This is a genomic window from Streptomyces sp. NPDC018000 (assembly GCF_044328025.1).
Lineage (GTDB): Bacteria > Actinomycetota > Actinomycetes > Streptomycetales > Streptomycetaceae > Streptomyces.
In genome coordinates this window covers 231450-247543 of record NZ_JBIRGM010000002.1, presented here as the reverse complement: position 1 = coordinate 247543, position 16094 = coordinate 231450, and the positions used below count along the sequence as shown (strand labels likewise).

Sequence of the window (16094 nt, the reverse complement as noted above, 5' to 3'; positions counted from 1 at the left end):
TTTGATCCACAGCGAACTTGACTTATCCACAGGCTAATTGGCGATTCTGTGGACAAGTCGCCGAAGAATCAAACGATTTGGGTAATATGTCTTACTTTACCCGGTGGATGGCGCTAGCGCATCCAAAGTCCTTGACTGCACCTCGCGTTCCGCCGCTGCCGCGATGAAGGCGGACACGTTCTCCGGACCAACGAGCCGTTGTACGGAGCGAATTGTCTCCGTTGGGAGATCCACCTTGGGCGTCGCCGATGTCGAGGTCTCTGAGGCGAGCGGGGTATCAGCACCGAGATGGCGCTGCAGGTGCCGGGTGGCGAACGTACGCATCGCACACGCCAGTTCGGCGTCAATCGTGTGCTGAGCAAGCGGACGCAGCCTGCGCACCATTGCGGCCGCGTCCGCCGCGTACAAGTCCGTAGGCCGGCGGTGGCCGAGATATCGCGCGAAGACGTGCTCCGTGGTGAACTCCAGGAAGCGCGAGGCGATCTGCTCGACCTGACGGCGAAGTTCCGTCAGATGGTGCGAGATTGCGCTGAGCGGCACACCGGCTGCGTACAACTCGACTACCACTGCGAGCTCGTGAGGGCTCGGAACCAGGAACTCGTCATCCTGGCCCGGGATGCGTTCGATTACGCCGAGCTCCACCGCCTCGGCGACCGTCTCGTCGTACGGGCTGCCGCCGAACCTGGTGTTCAGCTCGGCCAGGGTGATCCGGTCGGCCCGTTCATCCGACCAGGGGCCGTGCACCTCGGCGACGAGCCCGAGCACCCCGCCCAGACCGCGGCCCGTGTCCCAGGCCTCCAGGAGTTCCTTGATGCTGGCCAGGGTGTAGCCGCGATCCAGCAGATCGGCGATCTGCCGGAGCCGGGCGAGGTGGGTGTCCCGGTACATATTGGCCCGGCCGCGCCGTTCCGGCGTCGGCAGCAGGCCGCGGTCCTGGTAGGCGCGGATCGTACGGACCGTGGCGCCGCTCGCATGCGCCAGGTCCTCGATCCGGTACTCGGCGGAGGATCGGCCGGCCACCGCCGACGACTGCCCGGGGCCGCTCACAGCGGCGGCTTCAGCCGGGCGATTCTGCGCAGCGCACCGGGGCTGAACCGGGACAGGAACCGGGCGCCGCGGGCCTCTGGTGTCACCGGCACGACGGCCTGATTGCGCACCACCGCCTTGAGGATCGCGTCGGCAACCCTCTCCGGCGGATAGTTGCGCAGCCCGTACAACCGGCCGGTCCGCTTCTGCAGACGTTTCTCCTCCGCGGCGTCGGCACCTGCGAAGTGCGTTGTCGCGGTGATGTTCGTGTTGACGATGCCGGGGCAGATCGCGCTGACCCCGATCGACCGGTCGGCGAGCTCGGCCCGCAGACACTCGCTGAGCATCAGCACGGCCGCCTTGGAGGTGCTGTACGCGGGCAGCACTCGGGAAGGCTGATAGGCGGCGGCGGAAGCCGTGTTGACGATATGGCCGCCCTGGCCGCGTTCGGCCATCTGCTTGCCGAAGATCCGGCAGCCGTGGATGACCCCCCACAGATTGACGTCGAGGACATTCCTCCAGTCCTCGCTCGTGGTCTCCAGGAAGGAGCCGGACAGGCCGATCCCTGCGTTGTTGACCAGGACGTCGACGATGCCGTACTCGGTGGCGACCTTCTCGGCCAGCTTCTCCATCGCCTGTTCGTCGCTGACGTCGACCGCTTCGCCCCAGGCTGCCGGGGAGCCGATCAGCCGGGCCATCTCCGCCGTCCTGGCTGCCCCCTCCGCATCCCGGTCCACGGCCACCACCCGTGCGCCCGCCTCGGCGAAGGCGAAAACGGTGGCCTGTCCGATGCCGTCGGCCGCGCCCGTCACAAGGACCAACTGTCCGCCGAACCTGTCCGCGTACGCCCCGGCCGGCGCGGTGTCCTGCATCGGCCGGCCGTCCTCCTGAGCTGCCTCGGTGGCTGCGACGAACTCACTGATCCAGGAGGCGAGCCGGTCCGGTCTGGTGCGCGGCACCCAGTGCTTGCCCGGCAGGGAGCGACGTAGCAACTGGGGGGTCCACAGATCCAGTTGGTCGTACAGCTTCTCCGACAGGAAGATGTCGCCGGTCGGCGTGATCAGCTGGACCGGAACATGCGCATAGGCGTCGGTACGGGGTCTGCGCAGCCGGGCCCGGACGTTGTCGCGGTAGAGCCAGGCGCCGTGCGCCGCATCGTCGGGCAGGGAGGGCGTCGGATAGTCGCCCGCGGGCACCTTCTCCAGTCGCCGGAGAATTCGCGGCCACTGCTTGCCGAGCGGGCCGCGCCAGGCGAGCTCGGGCAGGACCGGCGTATGCAGCAGGTAGATGTACCAGGACTTGGCGCCCTGGCCGAGCAGCTGGCCGACACGGCGCGGGGTGGGCCGGGTCATCCGTTGCTTGATCCAATGCCCGAAATGGTCCAGGGAAGGCCCGGACATCGACGTGAACGAGGCGATCCGGCCCTCGGTGCGCTTGACCGTGACGAACTCCCAGGACTGGACCGACCCCCAGTCGTGCCCGACCAGATGCACCGGCCGGTCCGGGCTCACCGCGTCGGCGACGGCCAGAAAGTCATCGGTGAGCTTTTCCAGGGTGAAACCGCCGCGCAGTGGCGCCGGGGCTGTGGACCGACCGTGTCCGCGTACGTCGTACAGCACGACGTGCCACTGGTCGGCCAGTTGCCTGGCCACGTCCGTCCAGACTTCCTTGCTGTCCGGGTAGCCGTGCACGAGGACGATCGTCGGCCGTCCCTCGTTGCCCAACTCGGCGACACACAACTCGATTCCGCCCGTACGCACCCGGCGCTCGCGGGCTCCCGGCAGACTCTGCAGACTCATGCCGCCACCCTCACCTCGGCCCGGCGCCGCACATGCGGCAGATCGTTCAGCCGGAAGGCGCCCTGTTCTCGGGCCTCGGAGCCGGTCACCACCGGGGCGGCGACCGCCTCCGCGCAATCGTAGGCGAGACGTCGTACTTCCCTGAACGCCCGCAGCTTTGGGGCCTGTGCGTCCTTCACTGCCGAGGTCATGCCACCGTCCGTTCCCCTGCCGTGTGCGGTACGTGTCCGTAACGTGACACTGATGAATGTGACAATGTCCGGCGACTGCGTCAAGAGGTGCGTGGAGGCCTGTGGACAACTCGGGGAGACCCTTTCCCCGGCCTCCGGGCTCCTTCCTCATGGTGGCCCCCCTACGGGTCCGTACGCCTGGAGTCTGATGCGGATCCAGCCGCCAGGGCTGACGACCGGTGTGGTCCTCGCCACTATCTTCGAAGGCGTGACTGTGATCGCGACCGAAAGCCTGAGCAAGCGGTTCCCCCGGGTGACCGCGCTTGACCGGCTCTCCTTGGACATCGGACCCGGTGTGACCGGCCTGGTGGGTTCCAACGGAGCCGGCAAGTCCACATTGATCAAGATCCTGCTGGGTCTGTCCCCTGCCACCGAAGGCCGGGCCTCGGTGCTCGGACTCGACGTCGCCACCAATGGCGCCGCCATCCGGGAACGGGTCGGCTACATGCCCGAGCACGACTGTCTGCCGCCGGACGTCTCGGCCACCGAGTTCGTCGTCCACATGGCGCGGATGTCCGGACTGCCGCCGACGGCAGCACGCGAGCGCACCGCCGACACACTGCGCCACGTCGGTCTGTACGAGGAGCGCTACCGCCCCATCGGCGGCTACTCGACCGGCATGAAGCAGCGCGTGAAACTGGCCCAGGCACTGGTCCACGACCCGCAGCTGGTCCTGCTCGACGAGCCGACCAACGGCCTCGACCCGGTCGGCCGCGACGAGATGCTCGGGCTGATCCGCCGCGTATACACGGACTTCGGCATCTCGGTCCTGGTCACCTCGCACCTCCTGGGCGAGCTGGAACGCACCTGCGACCATGTCGTCGTCATCGATGGCGGCACACTTCTGCGCTCCAGCTCCACCAGCGACTTCACGCAGACCACCACGACCCTCGCGGTCGAGGTGACCGACAGCGACACCCACCCGGACGGCACCGACGCGCTGCGTCAGGTCCTTACCCGGGCCGGTGTCAAGCTCGTGGGCCACGACGGTCTCGACGGGCAGGCGCTGCCCGGTGCGGGCCACATCCTGCTGATCGAGGCGACCGGCGAGGAGACGTACGACATCGTGCGCGACAGCGTTGCCGGGCTCGCGCTCGGGCTCGTACGGATGGAGCAGCGTCGCCACCACATCGCCGAGGTCTTCCGTACCGAAGAGGCACCGCAGGCCGCAGTCGTGGCGCAGGCCGTGTCCGCGGTCGGCGCGGTCGTACAGCAGAAGGGGAGCGGTCGTGATGAGCACTGAGACCGGGGCCGTGAGCGGGAGCGACGCCTCCCGGATCCACAACATCGGGTACCGCTCCTACGACGGCCCCCGGCTCGGCCGCGGCTACGCGCGCCGCTCGCTGTACTCGCAGTCCCTGCGGGGCGCCTTCGGACTGGGACGTTCTGCCAAGTCCAAGGTGCTGCCGATGCTTCTCTTCGGCGTGATGTGCGTGGTCGCGGCGATCATCGTCGCTGTCTCCATCTCCATTCCGGGCAGCACGGCCCTGCAGATCAAGTACACGTCCTTCGCGATCTACATGCAGGCTGTCATCGGCTTGTTCGTCGCCGCTCAGGCGCCGCAGTCGGTTTCCAGAGACCTGCGTTTCAGAAGCGTTCCGCTGTACTTCTCCCGGCCGATCGAACGCTTCGACTACGTCATTGCCAAAATGGCAGCCATGGCGTCCGCGCTCTTCATTCTCACCGGGACGCCGCTCGTCATCCTCTACGCGGGCGCACTGCTCGGGAAGTTCGACTTCGCCGAGCAGACCAAGGGATTCGGACAGGGGCTGGTGTCGGTGGCGCTGCTCTCCGTGCTTTTCGCCGGACTGGGCCTGGTGATGGCCGCGCTGACACCGCGCCGCGGTTTCGGTGTTGCCGCGGTGATCGCCGTACTGACCATCTCCTACGGCGCGGTCTCCACGATCCAGGCCATTGCCTGGCAGACGGGTTCGGCGGGGGCCATCGAGTGGCTGGGGCTGTTCTCCCCCATCACGTTGATCGGCGGTGTACAGACCGCGTTTCTCGGAGCCAATTCGTCCTTCCCCGGAGGGGAAGGACTGGGGGCGGGGGCCGGCGTGGTCTATCTGATCGTTGTTCTCGCGCTCGTCGCCGGCTCGTACGCCGTACTGATGCGCCGCTACCGGAGGGTCGGGCTGTGACCACCATCGAGATCGACCACACCTCGCGCTGGTTCGGCAATGTGGTCGCCGTCAACGACGTGAGCATGACGGTGGGCCCGGGCGTCACCGGGCTGCTCGGCCCCAACGGCGCGGGAAAGTCCACGCTGATCAACATGATGGCCGGTTTCCTCGCTCCGTCGACGGGCACGGTCACGCTCGACGGCCGGCCGATCTGGCGCAATGAAGCGGTGTACAAGGAGATCGGGATCGTGCCGGAACGGGAAGGGATGTACGACTTCCTGACCGGCCGCGAATTCGTCGTCGCCAATGCGGAACTTCAGGGACTCGACGATGCGGCGGCGCAGAAGGCGCTGGCCACGGTCGAGATGGAGTACGCGCAGGACCGCCAGATCTCGACGTACAGCAAGGGCATGCGCCAGCGCGTGAAGATGGCGTCCGCCCTGGTTCACGAACCGTCGGTGCTGCTGCTCGACGAGCCGTTCAACGGGATGGATCCGCGCCAGCGGATGCAGTTGATGGCGCTGCTGCGGCGGATGGGGGCCCAGGGCCGTACCGTGCTCTTCTCCTCCCACATCCTCGAAGAGGTCGAACAACTCGCCTCGCACATCGAGGTGATCGTGGCGGGACGGCACGCGGCGTCCGGTGACTTCCGGAAGATCCGCCGACTGATGACGGACCGTCCGCACCGCTATCTCGTACGTTCCAGTGACGACCGCGCCCTCGCTGCCGCGCTCATCGCGGACCCGTCGACGGCCGGCATCGAGGTGGACCTGGGCGAACAGGCCCTGCGTATCCAGGCGGTCGACTTCGGACGCTTCACCGAGTTGCTGCCCAAGGTCGCACGTGACCACGGGATTCGCCTTCTGACCGTTTCGCCGTCCGACGAGTCCCTCGAATCGGTCTTTTCCTATCTCGTAGCGGCCTGAGTAGTGGCCTGAAAGGAGCTGTGAAGCGTCATGTACGACCCCACAGTCGCCCGGCTCACCTACCGGGCTCTGCTCGGCCGGCGTCGGGCCGCCATTCTCTTCGTCCTGCCGGCACTGCTGTTGATCATCGCGGTGGCGGTACGGGTGTTCGCCGGAGTAGATGACCAGGTCGCCTCGGATGTGCTGGGCGGCTTCGCCATTGCCACGATGGTGCCGCTGATCGGCGTGATCGCCGGAACCGGGGCCATCGGTCCCGAGATCGATGACGGATCGATCGTTTATCTGCTGGCCAAGCCGGTGAAGCGGCCGACGATCATCTCCACCAAGCTGATCGTGGCCATCGCCGTCACGATGGTCTTCTCCGCGTTGCCCACGCTGGTCGCGGGGCTGATCCTCAACGGCAACGGCCAGCAGATCGCGGTGGCGTACACCATCGCGGCGCTGGTCGCCTCGATCGCGTACAGCGCGTTGTTCCTGCTGCTGGGCACCGTCAGCCGGCACGCTGTCGTCTTCGGCCTTGTCTACGCACTGGTGTGGGAAGCCCTGTTCGGCACCCTGGTGCCGGGGGCGCGTACGCTCAGCGTTCAGCAGTGGTCTCTCGCGGTTGCCGAGAAGGTCGGCGGGGCGGGCACGATCACCTCCGATGTCGGGCTACCGGTCGCGACGGTCCTGCTGGCGGCGGTCACGGTGGTGGCGACCTGGTACGCGGGGCAGAAGCTGCGCACACTGAAGCTGGCCGGCGAGGAGTGACCGGGAGTTTCCCGCCGGATTCCTGTCCCGCGCTCCGCCGCTGATCACTTGGATCTTCGTCAACCCTCGCTTTCTGGGCGGGGGTTGACGCATTCTTTCGGACGGTAGTACGTGTACCCGTACGGATATCGGTTCGTTGTGCAGGATGCGTGGAGGCAGCGCCGCCGTGCGATCGCATGCGCCAGACGCCAGACGCCAGACGCCAGACGCCAGACGCCAGACGCCAGACGCCAGACGCCAGACGCCAGACGCCCCTGGCCCCGCCCTGCGCGCGCGAACGGCGCTACCTTTGAAACGCGCCCTGGAGCAGCTGTTCCAGTACCACAGCGATGCCGTCGTCCTCGTTGGACGTGGTGATCTCCTGGGCCACGGCCTTCAGATCCGCATGTGCATTGGCCATCGCTACACCCCGTTGCGCCCAGGCGAACATCGGGATGTCGTTCGGCATGTCACCGAAGGCCAAGGTGTCCGCGGCCTTCAGGCCCAGTCGGCGCGCGGCCAGTGAGAGTCCGGTCGCCTTGCTCAGCCCCAGCGGCAGGATCTCCACCACACCAGGACCGGCCATGACCACGTCCACCAGATTGCCGACGGCTGAGCGCGCGGCATTCGCCAGTGCGTCGTCGTCGAGATCGGGGTGCTGGATGTAGACCTTGTTCAGGGGGGCCGACCACAACTCGGCCGGGTCCTCAGCGAAGACGGTCGGAAGCGGCCCTTCCTGTACGCGGTAGCCGGGGCCGACCAGCACTTCGCCGTCGAGCCCGTCGCGGCTCGCCGCGAGTGCCAGCGGACCGACCTCGGCCTCGACCTTGGACAGCGCGAGACCGGCGAGCTGCCGGTCCAGCGTCAGCGAGGTCAGCAGCTTGCGCTCTCCCGCGTGGTAGACCTGCGCTCCCTGGCCGCAGACCGCGAGCCCCTCGTAACCCAGGTCGTCCAGGATGTGCCGGGTCCACGGGACAGCGCGACCTGTGACGATGATGTGCGCGGTACCGGCCGCAGTGACCGCGGCCAGTGCCTCACGGGTGCGCTCGGAGACCGTGTCGTCGTTACGCAGCAGCGTGCCGTCGAGATCGGTCGCGACGAGCTTGTACGGAAAGGTCACTTGGCGACCGGCTCCAGAACCTCGCGCCCGCCCAGGTACGGCCGGAGCACCTCGGGCACCCGTACGGAGCCGTCGGCCAGCTGGTGGTTCTCCAGGATCGCCACGATCGTGCGCGGTACGGCGCACAGCGTGCCGTTCAGCGTAGCCAGCGGCTGGACCTTCTTACCGTCGCGCATGCGGACGGACAGGCGGCGCGCTTGGAAACCGTCGCAGTTCGAAGCGGACGTCAGCTCGCGGTACTTGCCCTGCGTCGGAATCCACGCCTCGCAGTCGAACTTCCGGGATGCCGAGGCCCCAAGATCGCCGGTGGCGACATCGATTACCTGGAAGGGCAGCTCAAGAGCGGTGAGCCACTGCTTCTCCCAGTCCAGGAGCCTGCGGTGCTCGGCCTCGGCGTCCGCCGGGTCGACGTACGAGAACATCTCGACCTTGTCGAACTGGTGGACACGGAAGATTCCCCGGGTGTCCTTGCCGTACGTACCGGCCTCGCGGCGGAAGCACGGCGAGAAGCCTGCGTACCGCAGTGGCAGCTTGTCGGCCTCGATGATCTCGTCCATGTGGTACGCGGCGAGCGGGACCTCGGAGGTGCCGACCAGGTAGAAGTCGTCCTTCGCCAGGTGGTACACGTTCTCCGCGGCCTGGCCGAGGAAGCCGGTGCCCTCCATGGCGCGCGGGCGGACCAGCGCCGGCGTCAGCATCGGGACGAAGCCGGCTTCGGTGGCCTGCGCGATCGCCGCGTTGACGAGGGCGAGCTCCAGCAGCGCGCCGACACCCGTCAGGTAGTAGAAGCGCGAACCGGAGACCTTGGCGCCACGCTCCATGTCGATGGCGCCGAGCTTCTCGCCGAGCTCCAGATGGTCCTTGGGCTCGAAGCCCTCGGCCCCGAAGTCACGGATCGTGCCGTGCGTCTCCAGGACGACGAAGTCCTCCTCGCCACCGACCGGCACGTCCTCGTGGACGATGTTGCCGAGCTGGAGCATCAGGCTCTTGGCCTCGGCGTCGGCCTTGTCCTGTGCCGCGTCGGCCGCCTTGACATCAGCCTTCAGCTGCTCGGCCCTCTTGAGGAGCTCGGCGCGCTCCTCGGGCGAAGCCTTGGGGATGAGTTTGCCGAGCGATTTCTGCTCGGAGCGGAGTTCGTCGAAGCGGACGCCGGACGACCTGCGCCGCTCGTCGGCGGAGAGAAGGGCGTCGACGAGCGCGACGTCCTCTCCACGGGCGCGCTGGGAGGCGCGAACACGGTCGGGGTCCTCACGAAGCAGGCGAAGGTCAATCACCCCTCCAGGCTACCGGTGTGCGCTTCGCCGGCTCGAACCGATATTGCCAAGCGTGTCACTTTGCCCGAATTGCCTGAATTGGTAATGTTGGAGGGTGTTACGTGGCTGATGTCGATCTCGACCGTCAGTAAAAAGAGGTTATTCCCCTAAATGGGCAAGAAGGCGTCAATCGGCTTGACGTATCCACCTTGCCTGGCAAGGGAGTTGACTGTCACTTGTCCACAAGCGTTGGTGCTCTTCAAAGTTATCCACAGGCTGTGGGGGAGGGGTGTGGATACCGGAGGGGATCATTCCGAAAGTCGCTTGGGGGCTCATGGATTGCCCACTTAAACCCACTTCAGACGCTCGTTCGGGTGGGAATTCGCCACCCTGAAGAGTTGATCAATTGAATTGAGGTGACGCGGGGCAATCCGGGCGAGCTGTTGGCCCGTGTGTGCATCTGGGTCGACTCAGGTGATATGTCGACCATGTCGCACTGGGGTGTCGACTTGTCCCCAGGTCGAGAACCGCCTCTGTGGATAACCCTGTGGATGATGAAGAGCGGTAGATAACACCAGCGGTTCAGGTGCGCTGACACCCGGGCGCACCGGCCCGGGGACCGTCAGCCCGGGGACCGCCAGCCCCTCACCGCAGTCAGCCCCGGCCGTCCAGATTTCGGGCCAGCCAGTCCGAGGCCTCCGTGAACTCCGCGTCCGACGTCCCCGCTCGCAGCGGCCGCACGTCCTGCATCGCCACGTCGGCCCGCGGGTACGAGCCGAGGAACCGCACCTTCGGGCAGATCCGCTTCAGCCCCATCAGTGCCTCGCCGACCCGGCGGTCCGCGATGTGCCCCTCGGCGTCCACCGCGAAGCAGTAGTTCCCGATACCGGCCCCCGTCGGCCGCGACTGGATCAGCATCAGGTTCACCCCGCGCACCGCGAACTCCTGGAGCAGCTCGAGCAGCGCACCGGGGTGGTCATCGCCCAGCCAGATGACCACCGACGTCTTGTCCGCACCCGTCGGCGCCGCCGGCCGGGCCGGGCGGCCCACCAGGACGAAGCGGGTCTGGGCGTTCACCGCGTCATGGATCTCGGTCACCAGCGGTTCGAGACCGTAGGTCGCCGCCGCGAACTCACCGGCGAAGGCGGCGTCGTACCGTCCCTCCTGCACCAGCCGGGCACCGTCGGCGTTGGAGGCCGCCGACTCCCATACGGCGTCCGGGAGATGGGCGGCCATCCAGTTGCGCACCTGCGGCTGCGCGGCCGGGTGCGCGGTGACCGACTTGATGTCCGACAGCTTGGTGCCGGGCCGCACCAGCAGCGCGAAGGTGATGGAGAGCAGCACCTCGCGGTAGATCATCAGCGGTTCGCCAGTGGTCAGCTCGTCGAGCGTCGCTGTGATGCCGCCCTCGACGGAGTTCTCAATCGGTACGAGCGCTGCCGCAGCGGCCCCGCTGCGCACCGCGTCCAGAGCCACCGGCACGGAGACCATAGGGACGAGTTCCCGGGTGGCGGCTTCCGGGAGCGTACGGAGGGCGACCTCGGTGAAGGTGCCTTCAGGGCCGAGATATGCGTAGCGCGTGGCGGACATACCGTCACCCTAATGTGCCCCGGTCGCTCAGGACTCCAGTAGCCGCTGCCCCACGTATTCGCCGTCCGCCGCACCAGCCGGCACCGCGAACAGGCCGCTGGCCTCGTGCCGGATGAACGGCGACAGAGCATCGCCCCGGTCCAGCTTGCGCTGCACCGGAACGAACCCCCGCAGCGGATCCGCCTGCCAGCAGATGAACAGCAGCCCGGCGTCCGGAGTGCCGTCCGCCGCGATGCCGTCGTGGTACGAGAAGGGGCGCCGCAGCATGGCTGCGCCGCTGTTCTTCTGGGGGGAGGAGATCCGGGCGTGGGCGTTGTCCGGGATCAGGAGCTTGCCGTCGGGGCCCGCCCTGTCGAGGTCCATCGCGGTGGTCTCGGTGCCACCGCTCAGCGGAGCGCCGTCCTTCTTGCGGCGCCCCATGACCTGCTCCTGCCGTTCCACCGGGAGCTTCTCCCAGTCGTCGAGCAGCATCCTGATCCGTCGTACGACCGCATACGAGCCGCCTGCCAGCCAGTCGTACTTCGTATCGGTCCCGTCCGGGACGAAGACGCGCCGGTCGAAGTCGCTCTCGGTGGGCTTCGGGTTACCTGTGCCGTCGATCTGGCCCATCAGATTGCGGACCGTCATCGGCTGCGCGGTGGCGCCGGGGGTGCGGTTGAAGCCGTTCATCTGCCAGCGGACCCTGGCGGCCGGGGCGGCCTCTTTCTGCACGGCACGCAGCGCGTGGAAGGCGACGAGTGCGTCGTCGGCGCCGATCTGTACCCAGAGGTCACCGTTGGAGCGCTTGGCATCGATGTGGTCGGAGGAGAACGGCGGGAGCGGGTCGAGCCCCGGTGGCCGGTGGTCGACCAGGCCCGTGCGTTCGAAGAAGGTGCGGCCGAAGCCGAAGGTGACGGTCAGCGAGGATGGTCCGGCATCCAGGGCGATCCCGGTGTCATGGGACGCGCCGTCCACCGCGCCGCTGTCGGCGTCTTTGCCGGCCATCAGCCGCCGGGCCACGGTCGACCACCGGCGCATCAAGGCAGCCGCTTCCGTCCGTCCCGCACCGGGTGCCAGATCGAAGGCGACGAGATGGCCGCAGGCTTGAAGCGGAGTGGTGATCCCTGGTTGATGTTTCCCGTGAAACATCACCTGGGTGGAGCCGACCGTGGTCAGAGCGGTCGGCTCGTCGGGCCGGGTCGCTGCATAGCCGGTCGCACCGCCCGCCATACCCAGTACCAGCCCGGTCGCACCGGCCGCGCCCGCGCTGCCGAGCAGCCGTCGCCGGGAGATGGCGCCGCTGCCACTGGCTTTGTCGTCCCCGCTGCCCGCGGAGGTCTTCTTGTTGTTGTTTTCGCTCACGATCCTGCTCAGCCGATCTTCACGTTCTTGTCGATGGTCGTCTGATCGATGTCCGACGTGCGCACGGTCACCGCGACCTTCCAGTTGCCCGCCATCGGGATCTGGACGTCGCTCGCTGTCCAGTGGCCCTCGGCGATCCGGTCAGGGACGACGGGGAGCGGGCCGATGTCCTTGGACTCCAGAGTGAAGGCGAGCTTCAGCTCGGGGATGTCCATGGCCTGGCCGTCGACGCTGTCGATCCAGATGTGGAGGTCATTGGCGCCGGTACGGGCGGGGTCGATGACCATCCGCACCCTTCCCCTGCCGTTCTTGCCGCCTGTGTCGAAGGGCAGCGTCAGATTGACTGGGCCTTCGGCCGCGGGTGCGGCTGCCGACGTCGAGGCGCGGGCCGCTTCCTCGGTACGCCCCGGCTCGGTCGAGGTCAGTGCGGTCGTCACGGCCAACAGCGCCACGGCGACTCCTACTTCCGCCAGCACCGAGCGGCGGAGCCCGGACCGATTGGGGTCGGCGTCGCGGACCCGCTTCTTCTTGGCGGTGGCCACGGCGGCCCTCTGCCGGGCGAGCTGGGCCGCCCGAGCGGGGTCCCCAGCCACGGACGCCGGTGTGCCCGGGGCCCGGGACTCCTCGGCCTCGGCTTCGGCTTCGGCTTCGGCTTCGGCCTCGGCCCTGGCCCCGGCCCTGGCCTCGGCCTCCTCCACTTCGTCCTCGGCCTCGGGGCCGGCCTCCGTTCCCTCCGTTTCGATTCCGCTCGTGACCAGCCGTGCGGTCCAGCGACGCGAGATCCAGGCGATCCCGACCAGAACGGCAACGAGCCCCATCTTCACGAGCAGCAGTTGCCCGTACCCGGTGCCGGTGAGCGCGGACCATGTGCCGACCTGGCGCCAGGACTGATAGATCCCGGTGGCGGTGATCACGAGCACGCTGCCGAACGCGATACGGGAGAAGCGCTGTACGGCCGCGGCTCCGATGTCCGGTGTCCGGTACAGCGCGACCAGCAGGGCCGCCAGCCCGCCCAGCCAGACTGCGACGGCCAGCAGATGGAGGATGTCGACCGGCATGGCGATGCCCGGCTGGATCCCGGTCGAGGCGTGTTCGGCGAGCGCCCAGGTCCCGGCGATCCCGGCGGCGATCACCGTGCCGCCGATGGCCAGTCCGAAGGTGAGGTCCTTCTTCTCGCTCTCGCCCTCGCGCTTCGCGTATGTCCCGAAGAGCACGGCGATGAAGAGTGCGGAGACGCCGAGCAGCAGCAGCCGGGATACGAGTGCCGCCCCCGGCTTGGTGTCGAGCACGTCCTTCAGACCGCTGAGGTCGAACGCGTCCGCGAGATTCCCGGAGCCGGTGTACGGGTTGCGCAGGAACAACATGGCCAGGGTGGACGCGGTGAGGGCCATCCAGCCGCGTACGACCAGGCGTTGCAGGGGGCGTGCACTCGCCCCGGGCTGCCAGCAGGCCAGTATGAAGGCGGCGCCGCCGACCAGCAGGATGAAACCGGCGTACGCGGCGTAGCGCGCGATGCCGTAGAGGGCGCCGACGAGTCCGCCCCCGGCCTCGTCGGCCGGGAGCGCGACGGTGGTCTTCGAAGGCGCTCCGATGGAGAAGGTGAACGCGCCCGAGACGGGGTGGCTGTCCGCGGAGAGGGCCTGCCAGGCGACGGTGTACGTGCCGTCGGGCAGCCCGCTGTGCAGCGGGACGCTGAACTTCACGGCGGAGCCGCACTGCAGATTGCGCGGTGCGGTGCCGGTGTCGGCGCGTTTGCCGCTGGGGTCCAGGACCCTGATGGAGTCGTCGGAGAGCGCGACCCCTTCCGAGAAGGTGAGCTGGACAGCCTGGGGAGCGGTGTCGACCACCGCCCCGTCCTTCGGATCGCTCCCGGTGAGCGCGGCGTGCGCGGACGCGGAGCCCGCGCCGCCCAGCAGCAGGCTGAACACCATGCCGACAAGGGCGACGAGGAGTGCGGCCGCGGCGAGTGGCCTGCGCAGCACGGGAATGGACGGGGACGATCCGAAGCGCGGGGCGGTGGCTGTCATGACGAGTCAGTCCCTCAGTGCTTCATCGGGGCGTGATTGGTCTCCTTCACGGGAAGGTCGACCTTGATCGGGTCGGCCTTCTCGAAGTGCAGCTCCACGGGCACCTTCTCGCCCTGCTTGGGCTGCTTCTTGAGCTTCATGAACATGATGTGCTTTCCGCCGCGTTCCAGAGTCAGCTGGCCGTTCGCGGGCACCTCGAAGGACTTCACCATGTGCATCTTTCCGTTCTTCGTCTCGTGGATCGAGACGTCGTCCGAGATGGGGCTGGTGACCGAGGTGAGCCGGTCGGATATGTCGCTGTCGTTCTTCACGACGAGGAAGCCGCCTGCCATGTCGCTGACGGGCTGCGGCATGAATGCGCCGGTCACCTTCAGCTCGGGCTTGCTGTCCGAGGACGAGCATCCGCTCAGCATCAGTCCGGTGACGAGGGCCATGGTTCCGGCGAGGGCGGTGCGGCGGTTCACGGGGTCTCTCCCTTGATGATCTTGGGCAGGTCTTTGGTGTAGTCGTCGGGAGAGGTGTCCTCGCTGTAGACGAGGTATCCCTTGTCGGTCTTCGGGGAGAAAGCGATGACCTGGGAACCGTGCATCGACTCGACGGTTCCGTCCTTCAGCTTCTTCGGGGCGTCGATGCCGATGCCGATCTGGCGTGCGCCCGCCTGGATGGTCGGGAAGTCGCCGGTGAGGCCGATGAAGGAGGGGTCCTGGGCCTTGAGCCAGCTCCCCAGCGAGGCCGGGGTGTCCCGCTCGGGGTCGGTGGTCACGAAGACGACCTGGAGCTTGTCCTGGTCGGCCTTGGGGAGGGACTTCTTGGCGATGGCGATGTTGCTCATGATGAGCGGGCAGACGTCGGGGCAGTTGGTGTAGCCGAAGTAGATCAGCGTCGGCTTGCCCTTGGTCTGCTCACGGAGGTCGTACTTCTTGCCGTGGGTGTCGGTGAGGACGAGGTCGGGCTTGGTGAACGGCTGGTCGAGGACCGTCGCTGCCTTGGTCTTGGCCTGGGTCGACACATCGGCGACGGGCGTCTTGGCGCTGTCGTCGCTGCTGCCGCAGGCGGACAGGGTGAGTGTGGCCGCAGCGACGAACGCCGCGGCCAGCACCGTTTTCTTACGCATGGAGCACTGATTCCTGGTGGGTCGGTAGAACTGGTGGGACTGTGGGTCAGGCGGCGCGGCGGCGGCCGGCGAGTACGCCAAAGACCACCCCCGCGGCGCCGATGACGATGCCGACGATGCCGAGGACGCGGGCCGTGGTGTCACTGGAGGATTCGTCCGACGCGGCCGTCGTCTGCTTGTCCGCTGCCTTCGCCGTGGCGTCGGCGCTGCTCTTGTCGTCGGCGGCCGCGCCGTGCTCACCGGCGGTCGCCGCGGTCAGCTTGAGGACGGGCGCCGGGCTCTCGGGCTCGGCGGCACCGTCCTTCTGCTCCTCGATCCAGCGGACGACTTCCTTGTCGTCGTACGCCTGGATGGCCTTGAACACCAGTTGGTCGGCGTCCTCGGGGAGCTGGCCGACGGAGAGCGGGAACTGCTGGAAGCTGCCCGGGCGGATACCGCGTTCGTCCTTGTCGCCGGTGGCGGTCCAGGTGACCTTCGAGACGGCTTCGCTGATCTTCTGGCCGTGCGTCTCGAGCGGCTTGGCCAGCTTGCTCTTGGTGACCTCGATGTCCCAGCCGGGTACGGCCTGCGGCATGACGGAGGCCAGCGGGTGGTCGGTCGGGAAGTTGACCTCGAGCTTGGTCGTCGAGGCGTCGTCGCGCTCGTTGGGGACCTTGAAGTTGACGGTGGCGTAGCCGCCCTTGGCGGCCTCTCCCTGGGGCTGCACGCTGACGTGTGCGGAGGCCGTACCGGCGAAAATCAGCACGCTGGACGCGGCGATGCCGCCGGCGAGGGCGACGCGGGAAACATTCATGACAGGGATCACTCCACAGAAGC

Annotated in this window: 15 protein-coding genes; 4 read left to right on the top strand and 11 right to left on the bottom strand. The window is 67.7% G+C overall.

The window, feature by feature from the left end; translation table 11 throughout:
• Positions 1 to 96: 96 nt before the first annotated feature.
• Genes ACH4EW_RS05675 through ACH4EW_RS05665 form a run of 3 tightly spaced genes read right to left on the bottom strand, consistent with a single transcriptional unit; the run spans position 97 to position 3016 of the window.
• A complete protein-coding gene (locus ACH4EW_RS05675) occupies positions 97 to 1047 on the bottom strand; it encodes a MerR family transcriptional regulator (RefSeq protein ID WP_398251839.1) in 951 nt (316 codons plus the stop codon).
• The gene (locus tag ACH4EW_RS05670; protein ID WP_398251836.1) at positions 1044 to 2825 is read right to left on the bottom strand and encodes an SDR family oxidoreductase; all 1782 of its coding nucleotides are present in this window, start codon (positions 2823 to 2825) and stop codon (positions 1044 to 1046) included. Before ACH4EW_RS05670 ends, ACH4EW_RS05675 begins: the two co-directional genes overlap by 4 nt.
• Positions 2822 to 3016 carry a hypothetical protein gene (locus tag ACH4EW_RS05665; RefSeq protein WP_398251834.1) on the bottom strand — a complete coding sequence of 65 codons (195 nt, stop codon included), beginning with the start codon at positions 3014 to 3016 and terminating at the stop codon, positions 2822 to 2824. Before ACH4EW_RS05665 ends, ACH4EW_RS05670 begins: the two co-directional genes overlap by 4 nt.
• A gap of 292 nt (positions 3017 to 3308) precedes the next feature.
• Between ACH4EW_RS05665 and ACH4EW_RS05660 the strand changes: the two genes are divergently transcribed.
• The 4 genes from ACH4EW_RS05660 to ACH4EW_RS05645 are packed head-to-tail and all read left to right on the top strand — an operon-like array spanning position 3309 to position 6854.
• Positions 3309 to 4298, top strand: a complete 990-nt coding sequence (locus ACH4EW_RS05660) for an ABC transporter ATP-binding protein (protein ID WP_398253283.1) — start codon at positions 3309 to 3311, stop codon at positions 4296 to 4298.
• Positions 4288 to 5196 carry an ABC transporter permease gene (locus ACH4EW_RS05655; protein ID WP_398251831.1) on the top strand — a complete coding sequence of 303 codons (909 nt, stop codon included), beginning with the start codon at positions 4288 to 4290 and terminating at the stop codon, positions 5194 to 5196. The genes ACH4EW_RS05660 and ACH4EW_RS05655 overlap by 11 nt, the downstream gene beginning before the upstream one ends.
• The gene (locus tag ACH4EW_RS05650) at positions 5193 to 6104 is read left to right on the top strand and encodes an ABC transporter ATP-binding protein (protein WP_398251829.1); all 912 of its coding nucleotides are present in this window, start codon (positions 5193 to 5195) and stop codon (positions 6102 to 6104) included. Before ACH4EW_RS05655 ends, ACH4EW_RS05650 begins: the two co-directional genes overlap by 4 nt.
• Positions 6105 to 6134: 30 nt before the next feature.
• Positions 6135 to 6854, top strand: coding sequence for an ABC transporter permease (locus ACH4EW_RS05645; RefSeq protein WP_398251826.1), 720 nt, complete (start codon positions 6135 to 6137; stop codon positions 6852 to 6854).
• Positions 6855 to 7137: 283 nt separating this feature from the next.
• Here the strand turns inward: ACH4EW_RS05645 and ACH4EW_RS05640 are convergent, their stop codons facing one another.
• From ACH4EW_RS05640 to ACH4EW_RS05605, 8 genes are all read right to left on the bottom strand, one after another.
• On the bottom strand, positions 7138 to 7953 hold the full coding sequence (locus ACH4EW_RS05640; protein ID WP_398251823.1) for an HAD family hydrolase: 816 nt from the start codon (positions 7951 to 7953) through the stop codon (positions 7138 to 7140).
• Complete coding sequence (gene serS, locus ACH4EW_RS05635; protein WP_398251821.1) at positions 7950 to 9227, bottom strand: serine--tRNA ligase; 1278 nt, start codon at positions 9225 to 9227, stop codon at positions 7950 to 7952. The genes ACH4EW_RS05640 and serS overlap by 4 nt, the downstream gene beginning before the upstream one ends.
• A 633-nt stretch (positions 9228 to 9860) precedes the next feature.
• Positions 9861 to 10796, bottom strand: coding sequence for a prephenate dehydratase (pheA, locus tag ACH4EW_RS05630; protein ID WP_398251818.1), 936 nt, complete (start codon positions 10794 to 10796; stop codon positions 9861 to 9863).
• A gap of 27 nt (positions 10797 to 10823) precedes the next feature.
• On the bottom strand, positions 10824 to 12068 hold the full coding sequence (gene efeB / locus ACH4EW_RS05625; protein ID WP_398253280.1) for an iron uptake transporter deferrochelatase/peroxidase subunit: 1245 nt from the start codon (positions 12066 to 12068) through the stop codon (positions 10824 to 10826).
• 77 nt (positions 12069 to 12145) lie between these two features.
• Entirely contained in the window at positions 12146 to 14164 is a 2019-nt protein-coding gene (locus ACH4EW_RS05620) for a copper resistance protein CopC (protein ID WP_398251815.1), read from the bottom strand.
• A gap of 14 nt (positions 14165 to 14178) precedes the next feature.
• Positions 14179 to 14628: a copper chaperone PCu(A)C gene (locus ACH4EW_RS05615; protein ID WP_398251812.1), complete on the bottom strand. Its 450-nt coding sequence runs from the start codon at positions 14626 to 14628 to the stop codon at positions 14179 to 14181.
• The gene (locus ACH4EW_RS05610) at positions 14625 to 15278 is read right to left on the bottom strand and encodes an SCO family protein (RefSeq protein ID WP_398251809.1); all 654 of its coding nucleotides are present in this window, start codon (positions 15276 to 15278) and stop codon (positions 14625 to 14627) included. Before ACH4EW_RS05610 ends, ACH4EW_RS05615 begins: the two co-directional genes overlap by 4 nt.
• A gap of 46 nt (positions 15279 to 15324) precedes the next feature.
• The gene (locus tag ACH4EW_RS05605; RefSeq protein WP_398251806.1) at positions 15325 to 16071 is read right to left on the bottom strand and encodes a YcnI family protein; all 747 of its coding nucleotides are present in this window, start codon (positions 16069 to 16071) and stop codon (positions 15325 to 15327) included.
• Positions 16072 to 16094: the final 23 nt, after the last annotated feature.